Annotated in this window: 16 protein-coding genes; 10 read left to right on the top strand and 6 right to left on the bottom strand. The window is 68.2% G+C overall.

What is annotated here, in order from left to right; all coding sequences use genetic code 11:
* Positions 1–60: 60 nt before the first annotated feature.
* From FFS72_RS03820 to FFS72_RS03790, 7 genes are all read left to right on the top strand, one after another.
* Positions 61–2,373, top strand: coding sequence for a RelA/SpoT family protein (locus FFS72_RS03820; protein ID WP_050066051.1), 2,313 nt, complete (start codon positions 61–63; stop codon positions 2,371–2,373).
* Positions 2,374–2,408: 35 nt separating this feature from the next.
* Positions 2,409–2,999, top strand: a complete 591-nt coding sequence (locus tag FFS72_RS03815) for a TetR/AcrR family transcriptional regulator (RefSeq protein WP_137872678.1) — start codon at positions 2,409–2,411, stop codon at positions 2,997–2,999.
* 187 nt (positions 3,000–3,186) lie between these two features.
* Positions 3,187–4,248 (top strand): phosphotransferase family protein, encoded by a 1,062-nt coding sequence (locus FFS72_RS03810; protein WP_137872677.1) that lies wholly within the window; start codon positions 3,187–3,189, stop codon positions 4,246–4,248.
* Between the two features lie 27 nt (positions 4,249–4,275).
* On the top strand, positions 4,276–5,505 hold the full coding sequence (locus FFS72_RS03805; RefSeq protein WP_137872676.1) for an acyl-CoA dehydrogenase family protein: 1,230 nt from the start codon (positions 4,276–4,278) through the stop codon (positions 5,503–5,505).
* Between the two features lie 44 nt (positions 5,506–5,549).
* Positions 5,550–6,917: an MFS transporter gene (locus FFS72_RS03800; protein WP_249353102.1), complete on the top strand. Its 1,368-nt coding sequence runs from the start codon at positions 5,550–5,552 to the stop codon at positions 6,915–6,917.
* Between the two features lie 5 nt (positions 6,918–6,922).
* Entirely contained in the window at positions 6,923–8,461 is a 1,539-nt protein-coding gene (locus tag FFS72_RS03795) for an AMP-binding protein (RefSeq protein ID WP_137872675.1), read from the top strand.
* Positions 8,458–9,261, top strand: a complete 804-nt coding sequence (locus FFS72_RS03790; RefSeq protein ID WP_137872674.1) for an enoyl-CoA hydratase/isomerase family protein — start codon at positions 8,458–8,460, stop codon at positions 9,259–9,261. The genes FFS72_RS03795 and FFS72_RS03790 overlap by 4 nt, the downstream gene beginning before the upstream one ends.
* 29 nt (positions 9,262–9,290) lie before the next feature.
* On the opposite strand, the gene FFS72_RS03785 is transcribed toward FFS72_RS03790, so the two are convergent.
* Together FFS72_RS03785 and FFS72_RS03780 are read right to left on the bottom strand one after the other, a co-directional pair.
* Positions 9,291–10,082 carry a peptidylprolyl isomerase gene (locus FFS72_RS03785; protein ID WP_137872764.1) on the bottom strand — a complete coding sequence of 264 codons (792 nt, stop codon included), beginning with the start codon at positions 10,080–10,082 and terminating at the stop codon, positions 9,291–9,293.
* Positions 10,083–10,093: 11 nt separating this feature from the next.
* The gene (locus tag FFS72_RS03780; protein ID WP_137872673.1) at positions 10,094–10,966 is read right to left on the bottom strand and encodes a peptidylprolyl isomerase; all 873 of its coding nucleotides are present in this window, start codon (positions 10,964–10,966) and stop codon (positions 10,094–10,096) included.
* A gap of 188 nt (positions 10,967–11,154) precedes the next feature.
* Here FFS72_RS03780 and FFS72_RS03775 point away from each other — a divergent pair, with 188 nt between their 5' ends.
* The 3 genes from FFS72_RS03775 to FFS72_RS03765 are packed head-to-tail and all read left to right on the top strand — an operon-like array spanning position 11,155 to position 13,749.
* Complete coding sequence (locus FFS72_RS03775; protein ID WP_137872672.1) at positions 11,155–11,835, top strand: MBL fold metallo-hydrolase; 681 nt, start codon at positions 11,155–11,157, stop codon at positions 11,833–11,835.
* 14 nt (positions 11,836–11,849) lie between these two features.
* A complete protein-coding gene (gene hisS / locus FFS72_RS03770) occupies positions 11,850–13,130 on the top strand; it encodes a histidine--tRNA ligase (protein WP_137872671.1) in 1,281 nt (426 codons plus the stop codon).
* Positions 13,117–13,749 (top strand): hypothetical protein, encoded by a 633-nt coding sequence (locus tag FFS72_RS03765; RefSeq protein ID WP_502704071.1) that lies wholly within the window; start codon positions 13,117–13,119, stop codon positions 13,747–13,749. The genes hisS and FFS72_RS03765 overlap by 14 nt, the downstream gene beginning before the upstream one ends.
* Positions 13,750–13,764: 15 nt before the next feature.
* Here FFS72_RS03765 and FFS72_RS03760 read toward each other — a convergent pair whose 3' ends face one another.
* The 4 genes from FFS72_RS03760 to FFS72_RS26735 form a co-directional block, all read right to left on the bottom strand.
* Positions 13,765–14,229, bottom strand: a complete 465-nt coding sequence (locus FFS72_RS03760) for a MarR family winged helix-turn-helix transcriptional regulator (protein ID WP_249353101.1) — start codon at positions 14,227–14,229, stop codon at positions 13,765–13,767.
* A complete protein-coding gene (locus tag FFS72_RS03755) occupies positions 14,226–14,837 on the bottom strand; it encodes a DJ-1/PfpI family protein (protein ID WP_137872669.1) in 612 nt (203 codons plus the stop codon). The genes FFS72_RS03760 and FFS72_RS03755 overlap by 4 nt, the downstream gene beginning before the upstream one ends.
* Positions 14,838–14,998: 161 nt before the next feature.
* Positions 14,999–15,424, bottom strand: a complete 426-nt coding sequence (locus tag FFS72_RS26740; protein WP_249353100.1) for an HIT family protein — start codon at positions 15,422–15,424, stop codon at positions 14,999–15,001.
* On the bottom strand, positions 15,414–16,103 hold the full coding sequence (locus FFS72_RS26735; protein WP_137872667.1) for a TetR/AcrR family transcriptional regulator: 690 nt from the start codon (positions 16,101–16,103) through the stop codon (positions 15,414–15,416). The genes FFS72_RS26740 and FFS72_RS26735 overlap by 11 nt, the downstream gene beginning before the upstream one ends.
* Positions 16,104–16,138: the final 35 nt, after the last annotated feature.

The following is a 16,138-nucleotide window of genomic DNA, read 5'->3' as shown; positions in this document are numbered from 1 at the left end:
GTACTCGTTCGAGCCTGAAGGTGGAACCCTGAGGCCACGACTCGGTGGGAGGTGACGGATATGACGCAGAACCTCGACAGGTCCGGGTCCGGCGGAGCGACGCCGAACGATGCGGCGGTGCCGACGTCCGCGTCGCGTCGGGTGCGGGCGCGGTTGGCGCGCCGCATCACCGCTCAGCGCAACGCGGCGATCCGTCCGGTCCTCGAGCCGCTCGTCGCGATCCACCGGGAGCTCTACCCGAAGGCGAATCTGGCGATCCTGCAGCGCGCCTACGACGTCGCCGAGGAACGGCACGCGGACCAGAAGCGCAAGTCCGGCGATCCGTACATCACCCATCCGCTCGCGGTGGCGACGATTCTCGCCGAGCTCGGCATGGACACGACCACCCTGATCGCGGCGTTGCTCCACGACACGGTCGAGGACACCGGGTATTCGCTCGAGCAGCTCACCGACGAGTTCGGTGAGGAGGTTGCGCATCTCGTCGACGGCGTGACGAAGCTCGACAAGGTGGTGCTCGGTCACGCGGCCGAGGCCGAGACCATCCGCAAGATGATCATCGCGATGGCGCGTGACCCGCGCGTGCTCGTCATCAAGGTCGCGGACCGCCTGCACAACATGCGCACGATGCGGTTCCTGCCGCCGGAGAAGCAGGCGCGCAAGGCCCGCGAGACGCTGGAAGTGATTGCGCCGCTTGCTCATCGGCTCGGCATGGCGACGGTCAAGTGGGAACTCGAGGACCTTGCCTTCGCGATCCTGCATCCGAAGAAGTACGAGGAGATCGTGCGCCTGGTCGCGGACCGGGCGCCGTCACGGGACACGTACCTCGCCAAGGTGCGGGCCGAGATCAACGCGACCCTGACGGCGTCGCGGATCAGCGCCACGGTGGAGGGCAGGCCGAAGCACTACTGGTCGATCTATCAGAAGATGATCGTCAAGGGCCGCGACTTCGACGACATCCACGACCTGGTCGGTGTGCGGATCCTGTGCGACGAGATCCGCGACTGTTACGCCGCGGTCGGTGTGGTGCACTCGCTGTGGCAGCCGATGGCGGGCCGGTTCAAGGACTACATCGCGCAGCCGCGGTACGGCGTCTACCAGTCGTTGCACACCACGGTGATCGGTCCCGAGGGCAAGCCGCTCGAGGTGCAGATCCGCACCCGCGACATGCACCGCACCGCAGAGTTCGGCATCGCCGCGCACTGGCGGTACAAGGAGACCAAGGGCAAGCACGGGTCCGACACCGCCGAGGTCGACGACATGGCGTGGATGCGTCAGCTGCTCGACTGGCAGCGGGAGGCCGCGGACCCGGGGGAGTTCCTCGAGTCGCTGCGGTACGACCTCGCCGTCAAGGAGATCTTCGTCTTCACCCCGAAGGGCGACGTGATCACCCTGCCCGCGGGATCGACGCCGGTGGACTTCGCGTACGCGGTGCACACCGAGGTCGGGCACAGGTGCATCGGTGCCCGCGTCAACGGCAGGCTCGTCGCGCTGGAACGCAAACTCGAGAACGGCGAGGTCGTGGAGGTGTTCACCTCCAAGGCGGTCAACGCAGGTCCGAGTCGTGACTGGCAGACGTTCGTCGTCTCGCCGCGGGCCAAGGCGAAGATCCGCCAGTGGTTCGCGAAGGAGCGCCGCGAGGAGGCGCTCGAAGCGGGCAAGGAGGCCATCGCCAAGGAGGTTCGGCGCGGGGGTCTGCCGCTGCAGCGGCTGCTCAACGCGGAGTCGATGTCGGCGATCGCCCACGAACTCCACTACGCCGACGTGTCGGCGCTGTACACGGCGGTCGGCGAGCACAACGTCTCTGCGCAGCACGTCGTGCAGCGGCTGGTTGCACAGCTCGGTGGTGTCGGCGCAGTGGAGGAGGAGCTCGCCGAGCGGTCGACGCCGTCGACGATGCCGATGCGTCCCCGTCGCGGCACCGACGCGGGTGTGCTCGTTCCCGGAGCCGAGGGCACGGTCGCGAAGCTCGCCAAGTGCTGCACACCGGTGCCGGGCGACGAGATCATGGGCTTCGTGACGCGTGGCGGCGCGGTCAGTGTGCACCGGACCGACTGCACCAACGCGAAGTCGTTGCGGGAGCAGGAAGAGCGGATCATCGAGGTGCAGTGGGCGCCGTCCGCGTCGTCGGTGTTCCTGGTGGCGATCCAGATCGAGGCACTCGACCGGCACCGGCTGCTGTCGGACGTGACCAAGGCGCTCGCCGACGAGAAGGTGAACATCCTGTCCGCGTCCGTCACCACGTCCGGAGACCGGGTCGCGATCAGCAGGTTCACCTTCGAGATGGGCGACCCGAAGCATCTCGGTCACGTCCTGAACGTCGTTCGCAACGTCGAGGGCGTGTACGACGTCTACCGCACCACGAGCGCTGCCTGACCCATCCCGAACAGTCGTTCGGTACGCTCGGGGCCATGTGTGCTGCGAAGGGGACGGTCGGGCGGCAGGTCATTCTGGACTCGGCGGTCCGGAACATGACCGAACGCGGCTACCACGGGACGTCGATGCGTGACATCGCCAGTGGCGCCGACATCACCGTCGCGTCGATCTATCACCATTTCGCGGGCAAGCAGGAGATCCTGCAGGACATCATGGTTCGCGCGTTGCACGATGCGATCGCCATGACTCGTGGAGCGCTCGTGCGGTCCTCCGGTACTCCGGCAGGCCAGCTGCAGGCGGTGGTGCGGGCCTGGATCATGTTCCACACCACGAGGCAGTCCGATGCACTGGTCGGCGCCAGCGAGATTCGCAGTCTCGACCCCGACGGCAGGCGTCTCGTGGTCGCACTGCGCGACGAGCAGGAGAGCATCTTCCGTGACGTCATCGATCGGGGCGTGGAGGAGGGTGCGTTCGCGACGCCGCTACCCCGGGACGCGGCGCGGGCGATCATCAACATGGGGCAGTCGGTGTGTGCGTGGTGGCGTTCCGACGGCCCGCTGACCCCGGAGGACCTCGCGCAGCGATACGCGGATCTTGCCTTGGCGATGGTGCAGGGCGCGGCCTGACCCGCACCCGGGGGAGCCGGGATTCGAGCGAACGATTGATCGGCGGTGCATCACGCACCGCCGATCTCCTGTTTGTATGCCCTGGTAGAGGGGAAATTACCCCCGACTATTGACACTGAACGTGCGCTAAGTCACTATGAGTTCAGCCGAACGATCGTTTGGCTGAGGGTGACGAAGGGTATCTCCAGTGACCACATCCCCACTCGAGACGCAGCCCGTTCTCGACCTCCCCGCGCTCGACGCCCACCTCCGTGGCGTGATCGACGGTGGTCTCGTGGGTGCCTTGACGGCGTCGCTGATCGGCGGTGGCCGCTCGAATCCCACGTACCGTCTGGCCGACGGCGCGCGGTCCTGGGTGCTGCGGCGTCCTCCGTATGGTCACGTGCTGCCGAGTGCGCACGACATGGTGCGCGAGTTCACGGTGATCGAGGCGCTCGGTGGCACTGCGGTTCCGGTGCCGCAGGCGGTACACCTGTGCGAGGACATCGATGTGCTGGGTGCGCCGTTCTACCTGATGGAACTGGTCGACGGCGTCGCCGTCGGAACTCCCGAGCAGGCCGAGGTGCTCACGGCCGCCGAGCGTCGCCGGCTGGGGTTCGACTTCGCGGACACGCTCGCCGCGCTGCACGCCATCGACCCCGCGTCGGTCGGACTGGCCGAGTTCGGTCGCGCCGACGGCTACCTCGAGCGTCAGTTGGGCCGGTGGGAGCGTCAGTGGGAGGCGTCACGGACCGTTCATCGTCCCGAGGTCGACGATATCCTCGCCCGGCTGCGGAAAAGTCTGCCGGACAGTCGTTTTCCCGGGATTGTCCACGGCGACGTCAAGCTCGACAACGTGCTCGTCGATCGGACGGATCGTGGCCGGATCGTGACGCTCCTGGACTGGGAGATGGCGACCCTCGGCGACACCCTTGCCGACGTAGGCATCATGCTCGGCTTCTGGGACGTTCCTGGTGAGGCGCCGAACCCGATCACCCGCGGAATCGCGGCGATGGACGGGTTTCCCACCCGAAGCGAGATGCTCGAACGGTACGCCGCCACAAGGGGAGTCGAGCTGCCGGACGTCGACTGGTACGTCGTGTTCGCCGACTTCAAGATGGCGGTGATCATGGAGGGCATCGCGGCCCGGCACGCCAAGGGCGAGACCGTCGGCGACGGATTCGACGGCGTCGCCGACATGACCGCCACGTTGCTGCAACGCGCTCTCGACCAGGCCGACCGCTCTTCGGTCCCCACGCTTCGACACTGACCCACTCCCGAACAGGACTTGACGACAATGGATTTCGAGTACAGCCCGAAAGTGCGGGACCTGCAGTCCCGGCTGACGGCGTTCATGCAGGATCGAGTCCTGCCTGCCGAGGCGATCGCCGCCGAGCAACTGGCGTCCAAACCCGACTGGTGGGGCGCCCCGCCGATCATGGCGGACCTCAAGGCCGCCGCGAAACGGCAGGGCCTGTGGAACCTGTTCCTGCCCGCCCGCGAGGGCGCGGGGTTGACGAACCTCGAATACGCCCCGCTCGCGGAGTTGACCGGGTGGAGCCCGACCATCGCCCCGGAGGCGGTGAACTGCAACCCGCCGGACACGGGAAACATGGAGCTGCTGCACCTGTACGGTACGCCGGAACAGAAGCAGGAGTGGCTGATTCCACTGCTCGACGGTGAGATCCGGTCCTGCTTCTCGATGACCGAGCCCGACGTCGCGAGTTCCGACGCCAACAACGTCCGGTTGGAGATCGCCGACGACGGCGACCACTGGGTGCTGACCGGACGCAAGTGGTGGACCACCGCCGCGCTACGGGAGGACAACCGGGTCGCGATGGTCATGGGCGTCACCGACCCCGACGCCCCCACCGGGTCGCGGCACTCGATCGTCCTGGTGCCCATGGACACCCCCGGAGTGACCGTCGTGCGCTCCACCGCGGTCCTCGGGTTCGACGACCGGCACGAAGGTGGCCACGGCGAAATCGTCTACGACAAGGTGCGGGTACCGAAGGCGAACCTGCTCGGCCCTCGAGGTCAGGGCTTCGCCGTCGCGCAGGCCCGGCTCGGCCCCGGACGCATCCACCACTGCATGCGGCTGATCGGGATGGCCGAACGGGCGATCGCCCTGATGACCGACCGGGCCCGCACCCGCGTCGCGTTCGGTAAACCCCTCGCCGACGAAGGTGTCGTGCAGGCCACCGTCGCCGACGCCCGCATCGCCGTCGACGCCGCCCGCCTGACCGTGCTGCGCGCCGCCTGGCGGATGGACGTCGACGGCGCGAAAGCCGCCCGCCACGACATCGCCGCCGCGAAAGTCCTCGTGCCGCTCACCGTCAAGAAGATCGTCGACGACGCCATCCAGATCTTCGGCGGCGCAGGCCTCTCGCAGGACACACCCCTGGCGGTGCTCTACTCCCAGGCCCGGTTCCTGCAGATTGCCGACGGCCCCGACCAAGTGCACCGACGCTCCCTCGCCCGCGCCGAATTCGCCGCGACTCCCGTCCTCACCGAGGTACGAGGATGACCGCCACCCCGACCGACCTCCCCCCGAGCGAATCGAGACATCACATGAGCTCCGACACCGTGGACGTGACACCACCGCCCGGCTCCACGACCTCCACCACGGATGCCCCGCCCAGAGCGGGCCGAGCCGCGGTCGCCGCGGCGATCTCCACGTCGCTGGAGTGGTACGACTTCTTCATCTACTCCACCGCCGCCGCGCTGGTGTTCAACTCCACCTTCTTCGCCACCGGAAGTGAGGTCGTCGCGGCGGTCAACTCGTTCGCGACGGTCGCCGTCGGCTTCATCGCGAGGCCGATCGGTGGCATCCTCGCCGGACACTTCGGTGACAAGGTCGGACGTAAGCCGGTGCTGGTCGCAGCGGTCGTGCTGATGGCCATCGCCACGTCGCTGATCGGCTTCGTTCCGAACACCGAGATCGTGTGGCTCGCACCGATGATCCTCGTGACGCTGCGCATCTGCCAGGGCCTGGCGGTCGGCGCGCAGTGGGGTGGCGCGGTCCTGTTGGCCACGGAGAACGCGCCGGCCAACAGGCGCGGGTTCTTCGGAAGCTTCGCCCAGTTGGGCGTGCCGATCGGTGTGGTCCTCGGCAACGTCGTGTTCCTGGTCATCACCTCGACACTCGCGCAGGACGACTTCCTCAGCTGGGGCTGGCGCATTCCGTTCTGGATCAGCCTCGTGATGCTGCCGGTGGCGTTCGCCATCCACCGGTACCTGGAGGAGACCCCGGAGTTCAAGAAGATCGCCGAGAAGCTCGACGCGGCACCGGCTGTGAAGAAGTCCCCGATCATCGAGGTGCTGCGCAAGAACCCCGGCACGGTGCTCCTCGCGGCGGGTTCGAACGCGATCGGCATCATCTTCTTCTACACGATGATCACGGGCTCGGTTCAGTTCGTCACCACCTACCTCGGCGTCGAGCGCTCGACCGTGCTGACGTACATCCTGATCGCCTGCGCACTGCAGATCCCGCTGGTGCCGCTGTTCGGTCACCTGTCCGACAAGTTCGGGCGCAAGCTGATCTTCGGCCTCGGCACCGTCGCGATGATGGTGTGGGGTCTGCCGATGTGGCTGCTGATCGGTGGTTCCGGCCCGGACTCGGTGTGGCCGTTCGCGATCGCCGTCATCGTCGGTGTGATCGCGATGTCGTTCCAGACCGGCACCCAGGGCACGCTGTTCTCCGAGCTGTTCCCCCCGGAGATCCGGTTCTCCGGTGCGTCCCTCGGCTACCAGATCTCGGCCATCATCGGCGGGTTCGCGCCGATGGTGATGGTGCTCCTCATCGGCGGGAATCCGGACAACGCCTGGAAGGTCGGCGCGTTGATCGCGGTGGCGGGCGCGGTGGGCCTGCTGTGCCTGCTCGCCATCGTGCGCCGCTACCCCACGCCCGAATTCTCCAAGGCTCAGGGACAGGAGTGACACCCGTGATCGACTTTCCCGACACCCACGCGGACGCGGAGCCGGGTCGCCCCGCCTACGTCATGGCCGAGACCGGGACCGTCGTGACGTACCGCGAACTGGTGGACGCGTCGAGGTCCATCGCCGCGCTGCTCGCGTCGCGCGGACTGCGTCACGGGGACTGCATCGCGGTCCTGATGGAGAACAGCGCCGACTTCCCGAAGATCGCGTGGGCGGCGCAGCGCAGTGGTCTGCGCTACGTCACCCTCTCGACGCGGCTGCTTCCGGACGAGATCGCCTACATCCTGGGTGATTCCGGCGCTCGGGCGTTGATCACGAGTGAACGGCACCTCGCCGCGGCCGCGGAGGCAGCCGAGCAGACGGAAGACGTCGAGCACCGCTTCACCACCGGTGACTCCCGATCCGGCTTCGAGAGCCTTGCGGAGGCAGTCGCGTCCGTTCCCGCGGGGACCGAGGTGGACGAACGTGAAGGCGTTGACCTGCTGTACTCGTCGGGGACGACGGGTCGCCCCAAGGGTGTGAAGGCGGCGCTGCCCCTCGACCCGATCGGCACCCCGCCGGGTGTCGCGGGACTGCTACACGACCACTGGGGTATCGACCGCGACAGCGTCTACCTCTCGCCCGCGCCGCTGTATCACGCAGCGCCGCTGCGGTTCACGATGACCGTGCACCGTTACGGCGGGACCGCGATCGTGATGGAACGCTTCGACGCCGAGCGTGCGCTCGACCTCGTCGAACGTCATCGGGTGACCCACACGCAGATGGTGCCGACGATGTTCATCCGAATCCTGAAGCTGCCGGAGACGCAACGTAGGGCGTACGACCTGTCCTCGCTGCAGGTGGTCATCCATGCGGCCGCACCGTGCCCACAGGACACCAAGCGGGCGATGATCGACTGGCTCGGCCCGATCGTGCACGAGTACTACTCGTCCACGGAGAACAGCCTGTTCACCGCGTTGGATTCGGCCCAGTGGCTGGCGCATCCGGGGTCGGTGGGCAGGTCGATACTCGGTACCGCGCACATTCTCGACGAAGCCGGCCGGGAGCTGCCGCCGGGGGAGACGGGCACGATCTGGTCGGACGGCGGACTGCTGTTCGAGTACCTGAACGATCCGGAGAAGACCGCCGGTTCGCGCAACGAGCAGGGGTGGACGACGGTCGGTGACCTCGGCTACCTCGATCCGGACGGCTTCCTGTACCTGTCGGACCGTCGTGCGGATCTCATCCTGTCCGGTGGGGTGAACATCTATCCCCGTGAAGCCGAGGACGTTCTGGTCGTCCACCCGAAAGTCGCGGACGCCGCGGTGTTCGGGATTCCCCACGACGAACTCGGCGAAGTCGTCCACGCCGTCGTGCAACCGATCGCCGGTGTGGAACCGGACGACACACTGGCCGACGAGCTGCTCGCGTACTGCCGCGAACACCTCGCCGCGTACAAGTGCCCCCGGCGCATCGACTTCGAGGCCGAACTGCCGCGACACGCGACCGGCAAGCTGTACAAGCGACTGCTGCGGGACCGCTACTCACAGCCGGCAACCCGGTGAGCGAGGTCCTGGTCACCTCCCCGGCGGACGGCGTCACACAGGTCACGCTGAATCGGCCGGACGCACTCAACACGCTGACCGCGGACGCGGTCGCCGAGTTGCACGAGGTGCTCACCGACATCGCGCAGGATCGTTCCTGCCGCGTCGTCGTGCTCACCGGGGCAGGCCACGCGTTCAGCGCAGGCCTCGACCTGAACGGCTACGGCGACGAGGACCGGGTTGCCGACGAGGGCCACCTCGCGCGGACACTGAGCCGTCAGCGTGAGATCGCGGGGCTCGCACAGCAACTGCACGAACTGCCCCAGCCCGTCGTCGCGGCCGTCAACGGTCCGGCGGCGGGCGGGGGACTCGCATTCGTCTGCGCGAGCGACGTCCGCATCGCCGCCACACCGGCGGTGTTCGCGGTGTCGTTCATTCGAGCAGGGTTCTCGGCCTGCGACATCGGGGTGTCCTGGCTGCTGCCCCGAATCGTCGGTGCCGGGCGGGCCCACGAGCTGATGCTCACCGGGCGCCGGTTCGACGCCGACGAGGCACTGCGGATCGGGCTGGTCACCGACGTCGTCGAGCCGACCCGTCTGCTCGCCGCCGCACTCGCGAAGGCCAACGAGATCATGCTCAATCCGCCGCTGTCGGTGGAGCTGACCAAGCAGGGCATGTGGATCGCGCTCGAAACCCCGTCGTTCGACGCCTCGGTGGAGTTCGAGAACCGGCAGCAGGTGTTCACCGCGCTCACCGAGGATCGCGCCGAGGCCACCGCCGCGTTCCTCGCGAAACGGCCGCCGAGCTACCGAAGGAGGTAGCGCGGCGGCCGTGGGTGGTGCAGGGAGTGTCAGGCGACCGAGGCGGTCTCGATCGTGATCGGGGTGTTCGGCTTGCCGCCACCGGCGGGCATCGAACCGTCGTCGCCCGCGGCGGCGACCTTCTCGATCGTGGCCAGTCCCTCGTCGGAGATCGTGCCGAAGATGGTGTACTGCGGCGGGAGCACAGAGTCCTCGTAGACCAGGAAGAACTGGCTGCCGTTGGTGCCGCCGGGGCCCGAGTTCGCCATCGCGATGGTGCCGCGCGGGTACACCATCGGCTGCTGCGCCGCCGGGTCGTTCGCGGCGTACGCCGTCGTCGGGTACTCGTTGGCGAAGCGGTAGCCCGGACCGCCCGTGCCCTGCGCGGTCGGGTCGCCGCACTGCAGAACCTGCAGGCCAGGAGACGTCACGATGCGATGGCAGTCGGTGTCGTCGAAGTAGCCCTGCGCGGCGAGCGAGACGAACGAGTTGACCGTGCACGGAGCCTCGGCCCGGTCCAGGTTCAGTCCGATCGTGCCCTGCGTCGTCGTGAGGGTGACCGCGGCGATGCCCTCGGTGGACACGTCGGTGGTGGCGGGTGCGTCGACCGGCTTCGCGGCCTGTTGCGGCGTCGACGGATACTCGCAGGAGACCGTCGGACCGGACGCCGCGGGGACGGCGGGCAGCGTCCCGTAGCCGGACATGTCGAGCTCCTGCTGCTCGGTCGTCGCAGCCGCCTTCGCGCTCGTGGTCGACGAGGTCGACCCGTCGTCGTCGGACGAACACGCGGTGGCGGTCAGGACCAGGCCGACGCCTGCAGCGGCAGCCATAGTGCGGAACATCGTTGTGCGCATCATGCGGCCACGGTAGCGGTCTGGATCTGGATCGGGGTGTTCGGCTTTCCGCCACCCGCGGGCATGGAGCCGTCGTCACCTGCGGCGGCGACCTTCTCGATCGTCGCCAGTCCCTCTTCGGAGATGGTGCCGAAAACGGTGTACATCGGCGGCAGCGGCGAATCGTCGTAGACGAGGAAGAACTGGCTTCCGTTGCTGCCCGGTTGGCCGGTGTTCGCCATCGCGATGGTGCCCCGCGGGTACGTCACCGGCTGCTCGAGGTTCGAGTCCTCGGGGTCGTACTGGTCGGTGGGGAACTCGTTGACGAAGCCGTAGCCGGGCCCGCCGGTGCCCTGGCCGGTCGGATCGCCGCACTGCAGAATCATCAGCCCGGTGGTGCTCAAGCGGTGGCACGGGGTGTCGTCGAAGTAGCCCTGCTGCGCCAGGGAGACGAACGAGTTGACGGTGCAGGGCGACTCGGCACGGTCCAGGTTCAGGCCGATCGTGCCCTGTGACGTCGCGAGCGTGACCTCGGCGACACCCTCGGCGGACACCGCGGTCGCGTTCGGTGCGGTGACGGGCTTCGCGGGCGCCTGACCGTCGGGCATGTAGCTGCAGTCCACCGTCGCGGGCAGCGCCGCGGCGCGGGCCGTGGGCATCTCGCCCGCGGTCGACTCCTGCGTGGGCGTGGACTCCGCGGCAGTGGCATCGGAGGTGTCGTCGGACCGCGTCAACCCGTACACCACGGCGCCTGCGGCGATCACCAGGACCACGCCGAGAACCGAGGCACCGATCGTCATCTGCTTGCGCTTGCGGTCGCGCTCCGCACGACGTTCGAGCTGCCGTTCCAGTTTGCGTTTCGCGGTCTGGCGGCGCTGCTCATTGCTTGGCACTGCTGCTTACCTCCGGTTCGGTGCGCTCACACGCCGACGCCGGGGACCCGACGCCGGGAAATCTCGGTGACCGAGTGTGCCACCCGAACCTGTGAAACAGGTCCACAGGCGTGCACTTGGGCCGCCCCGCAGCCGTACACATAGGCTGTACTGCGGACCATCACATCACCGACGTAGGAGCGATTGCCGTGCTCGTCACCGGATTCCCGGCCGGGGCCTTCCAGACGAACTGCTACATCCTCGCGCAGGACGGCGCGAGCGAGTGCCTCGTCGTCGACCCGGGCCAGAACGCGGCGGAGCCGCTGATCGAGTTTCTCGACAAACAGTCGCTGACTCCTGCCGCCGTGCTGCTGACGCACGGCCACCTCGACCACACCTGGTCGGTCGAGCCGGTCTGCGAGAAGTTCGGTATCCCCGCCTACATCCACCCGGACGATCGGTACATGCTGTCCGACCCGCTGCGCGGAACGGGCGCTGCGCTGTCCGCGATGATCGGCGACGCCGAGTTCAGGGAGCCGTCGCAGGTCGTCGAACTCGCCGACGGCGATGTGCTGGACCTGGCGGGGATCACGATCACCGTCGATCACACGCCGGGACACACGCAGGGCTCGGTGGTGCTGCGCACGACCGTCGACACCGATCAGGGCGTCGTCCCGCTCGCGTTGACCGGCGACACCCTGTTCGCCGGCTCGATCGGCCGGAGCGACCTGCCGGGTGGCAACCACGACCAGCTGCTCGCGTCGATCGCGGCGAAACTGCTCGTCCTCGACGACGCGACCGCGGTCCTTCCGGGGCACGGCGGCGCAACGTCGATCGGGCAGGAGCGGGCGTCGAACCCGTTCCTGGTTGGACTGTCCGACGCGCAGTAGGGAAAAGTAGAGCCGTGAGCAAGTCCACCAACACCGCCTTTTCCGCGCCCAAGGGCGTCCCCGACTACGTGCCGCCCGTGTCGGCGGAGTTCGTCGCGGTTCGCGACGGCCTGACCCGAGCAGCCCGCCTGGCCGGGTACGGACACATCGAACTGCCGATCTTCGAGGACACCGGCCTGTTCGCACGTGGCGTCGGCGAGTCCACGGACGTGGTCAGCAAGGAGATGTACACCTTCGCGGACCGGGGTGACCGGTCGGTGACGCTGCGCCCCGAGGGCACGGCGGGCGTGATGCGCGCCGTGATCGAGCACGGTCTCGACCGGGGGCAGCTCCCGGTGAAGCTCAGCTACGCGGGTCCGTTCTTCCGGTACGAGCGCCCGCAGGCCGGCCGCTACCGGCAGCTGCAGCAGGTGGGCGTCGAGGCGATCGGTGTCGACGATCCGGCGCTCGACGCCGAGGTGATCGCGATCGCCGACGCAGGGTTCCGCGGGCTCGGTCTCGAAGGGTTCCGTCTCGAGATCACCTCCCTCGGTGACGACACCTGCCGCCCGCAGTACCGGGAGCAGCTGCAGCAGTTCCTGTTCGGCCTCGACCTCGACGAGGACACCCGTCGCCGCGCGGAGATCAACCCGTTGCGCGTGCTCGACGACAAGCGTCCGCACATCAAGGAGATGACGGCGGGTGCACCGCTGATGCTCGACCACCTGTCGGAGGAGGCGAAGGCCCACTTCGACGAGGTCCTCGCGCACCTCGACGCGCTGGGTGTGCCGTACGTGGTGAATCCGCGGATGGTGCGCGGCCTGGACTACTACACGAAGACGACGTTCGAGTTCGTGCACGACGGCCTCGGCGCGCAGTCCGGCATCGGTGGCGGTGGACGCTACGACGGCCTGATGGCGCAGCTCGGTGGTCAGCCGCTGTCCGGTATCGGGTTCGGTATCGGTGTCGACCGCACCATCCTCGCGCTCGAAGCCGAGGGCAAGGCCGCGGGCAACCCGGCCCGCTGCGAGGTCTTCGGTGTGCCGCTCGGTGACGAGGCCAAGGCGTCGATGGTCGTCCTCGCGGCCCGGTTGCGTGCGGCGGGCATCCGCGTCGACATGGCGTACGGCGGGCGCGGCGTGAAGGGCGCGATGAAGGCCGCGGACCGGTCCGGCGCCAAGATCGCGCTGGTACTGGGGGAGCGGGACATCGCCGACGGTGTCATCGGGGTGAAGGACCTGGCGACCGGCGACCAGCGGCAGGTGTCGCTGGAGTCCGTGGTCGCGGAAGTGGGTGCCGCACTTGGCGACCGGTGACGCCGGGGCGGTCGAACTGGACCTGATCCCCGCGCACCTGATCGTGCCGCGACTACGCCGGCTCGCGATGGGTGCCGTCGGCGTCGGCGTGGTCGTCGGTCTGATCGTCGGGCTGTTCGCCGGCCCGGGCGTGGGGCTGCTCGTCGCCGCGATCATCGCGCTGCCGACGGCAGTGTCGGCTCTGCTGGCGTCACGGCGCCGAATGTGGATGTGCGGCACCGTGATCCACGCGCACTCGGGTGTGCGGACCAAGTCTGTGGACGTCGCCCACGCCGTCACCGCCGAACTGATCGTGCGCAGCGGTCGGGTGTCTCAGGTGGCGCTGCAGGTCGGTGACGGGAAGCGTCAGGTCGCCGTACCGCTGGCGCTCTACACGGACGACGGTGGACGCGAACTGGAGGTGCTGCCACTGCGGGCGCTCGCCGACGGACTGGTGTCCGGCGAACTCGCCCCCGCAGTGGCGATGTCGGCCGCGCTCATCGGACAGTTGCGGTGCGAGGCGCGAGGCGCCGGCCTGGAGGAACGACCCCTGTACCGCGCAGTCCGACTCGCCCGTGACGCGAACCGCATACCGCGGACCGTCCTCACCGACGACGAGGTCGTTCGCATCAGCGAGTGACATCGTCCTCGTCCGTCACAGCGGGATGCGGTCGAGTGCTGTCGAGAGCGTCCGGATCGCCTCGAGTGTGCGCGCGAGGTCTCGGGGGTCGAGTTCGCTCGCCAGGCGGTGCGCGAACGCCGCGTGTGCGGGATTGATCCGTCGCACAGCCTGCCGTCCGGCATCGGTCGGTGCAACGAGTTTGGCGCGCCGATGCGCCGGATTCGGTTGGTACTCGGCGAGTCCGCGGTCCACGAGCAGGTTCGCGATGCGTTGCACGCTCTGCCGGGTGATGCCCATTTCGCGGGCGATGTCGGCGACGGACAGTGGCGTCCGGAGGACGGCGCCGAGCACCTGCCACCATGCCGCGGTCAACTCGACCGGGCGTGTCAGCGACTCGGCGACGTCGAGGAACTGCCCATTGAGGCGGAACGACGCCAGCGCCAGGCCGCTGAGCAGTTCTTGGTTGCTGGGCAGGTCCTGCTCGGCGCTGTCGCTCACCGGTTCGCCAGTTTGTAGAAGCCTGCCGGGTCACGCAGGCCGTACAGCTCGAACCAGGCGTCGAGGACATCGGTCTCGTACAGATCGAGGCGCCGGAAGATCTCCCTGGCGAAGTGGACGGGAGCGATGCCCGTCGCGGTGATGAGGTCGCCGTCGGTGACGGCAGGCTCATCCACGTAGTGCGTTCCGCCCGCGTAGCCGAGGCCGTCCAGGAACTCGGCGGCGTTGCTGGTGTGAGCCCGGTGGTCGAGCAGCCCCGAGAGGGCAAGTCCTCCGGTTGCGCCGCAGATCGCGGCGACGGGCACACCCGCGTCGAGGAAGTCGCGGGCTTTCGCGGCGAACGGGGCGAACTGGTCGGTGTGCCAGATGTTGTTGCCCGCGAGGATCAGCATCGCGCTGTCGGCCGGATCGACGTCGTCGAGCGTGGTGTCGGGCAGCATCCGGAGGCCGCCGGTCGAGGTGACCGGATCGGCGGTCGCGCCGACCGTGGCGACGGCGTAGCGGCCGGGCGCCTTCTGCCACTCCGGGTCGTTGACGTGGTCGATCGCGTACCCGATCTCCCAATCGACGAACGTGTCGTACAGGGCTACGTGCACTGTTTCAGTCATGACAGCATCCTGTCATGTTTGACAGCAGGCTGTCAAGAGGTTGCGGGTGGATGTCCATTGACCGGGTCGGTGGTGTGCTTTCTTCGCCGGGCCCGGTCGTGATCGGCGCGATCTCCCCGCGCGCTTTCGTGACACTGGACCCGGCCGCATGCGTGTCCCGATTACGCGGGCCGGTCGAGTGCGGCGGTGATCCGAGCGGCGTAGTCCGCCGCCTCGGCGTCGTTCGCGTACTTCCTTCGGGGCCAGAAGAATCCACGCAGGCCGTCGCCCTTCGTGCGGGGAACGATGTGAACGTGGAGGTGGGGGACGGACTGGGACACGGTGTTGTTCATCGCGACGAACGAACCCTGCGCTCCGAGACCGCTGACGACGGCTGCCGACAGCTGTTGTGCGGCAGAGAAGACCGGAGACACGAGTTCGGCGGGCAGATCGGCCAGCACGGGCAGGTGGAGACGAGGGACCAGCAGGAGGTGCCCCTTGAAGACCGGTCGCCGGTCGAGGAACGCGACCGTGTGCTCGTCCTCGTGGACGACGTGAGCGTCGGCGCGACCGGCGATCACGTCGCAGAACACGCAGTCAGCGGCCACCGTTGTTCTCCTGCAACACGAGCGTGGCTGCCGAGGCGCGGACGGCGTCGAGGTCGGTCCACCCGAGCACCCGCAGTCCTGCCTCCGCGATCGTCGCTGCCCCGATCGGTGCACTGTCCCCGGTGCCTGCCTCGGAATCGCTGCGCTCGTTGATGACCGTCTCGACGAGGCGGAACGGGAGCCCGCATCGCGCGTCGTCGACGATGCCGAGATCGTCGAGGACGAGCCGTGCCAACTGCGCGTAGCGGTCGCGCAGTTTCTGGCGCTCGTCACGGAACGGCGCGTACCGCTCGGTGCGCAGTTCCGGAAGCAGGTACAGCGCACCGAGATTCCATCGTCCCGACAGCAGTTGTCCGGCATCGAAGTTCAGCAGCGCGTACAGCCGTACCGCGGCCGGTTCGGGTCGGTTCACGAGTTGATCGGCAACGGCCAACGCAGTGGTGACGGTGCCTTCGAGGAGGGCGACGAGAATGTCGTCCTTCGTTGCGAAGTGGTGATACAGGGACGCCTGCCGCACTCCGACGGCGTCCGCGATCTTGCGAGTCGACGTCGAGGAGAATCCCTGTGTGGTGAACAGTTCGGCCGCGGCATCGAGGATCTGCGCGGTAGCGGTCGGGCCGGGCCGTCGCTGCTTGGTCAGTCGCGGTCGTCCGGGGCCGGCGTTGGTCACGTTCACCATCCTGCCAGGGCAGAGCCGGGTTACCGTGAACCGGA

The sequence above is a fragment of the Rhodococcus sp. Q genome (assembly GCF_005503035.1).
In the GTDB taxonomy this organism is placed as follows: Bacteria; Actinomycetota; Actinomycetes; order Mycobacteriales; family Mycobacteriaceae; genus Rhodococcus_G.
This window is presented reverse-complemented; position numbering and strand designations above follow the sequence as displayed.

Bases quoted from the DNA above. Each gene is read 5' to 3' on its own strand.
- FFS72_RS03815 (WP_137872678.1), top strand. From the start codon at position 2,409: ATGTGTGCTGCGAAGGGGACGGTCGGGCGGCAGGTCATTCTGGACTCG.
- FFS72_RS26735 (WP_137872667.1), bottom strand. From the start codon at position 16,103: ATGGTGAACGTGACCAACGCCGGCCCCGGACGACCGCGACTGACCAAG.
- FFS72_RS03755 (WP_137872669.1), bottom strand. From the start codon at position 14,837: ATGACTGAAACAGTGCACGTAGCCCTGTACGACACGTTCGTCGATTGG.
- FFS72_RS03785 (WP_137872764.1), bottom strand. From the start codon at position 10,082: ATGTTCCGCACTATGGCTGCCGCTGCAGGCGTCGGCCTGGTCCTGACC.
- FFS72_RS03800 (WP_249353102.1), top strand. From the start codon at position 5,550: ATGAGCTCCGACACCGTGGACGTGACACCACCGCCCGGCTCCACGACC.
- FFS72_RS03820 (WP_050066051.1), top strand. From the start codon at position 61: ATGACGCAGAACCTCGACAGGTCCGGGTCCGGCGGAGCGACGCCGAAC.
- FFS72_RS03805 (WP_137872676.1), top strand. From the start codon at position 4,276: ATGGATTTCGAGTACAGCCCGAAAGTGCGGGACCTGCAGTCCCGGCTG.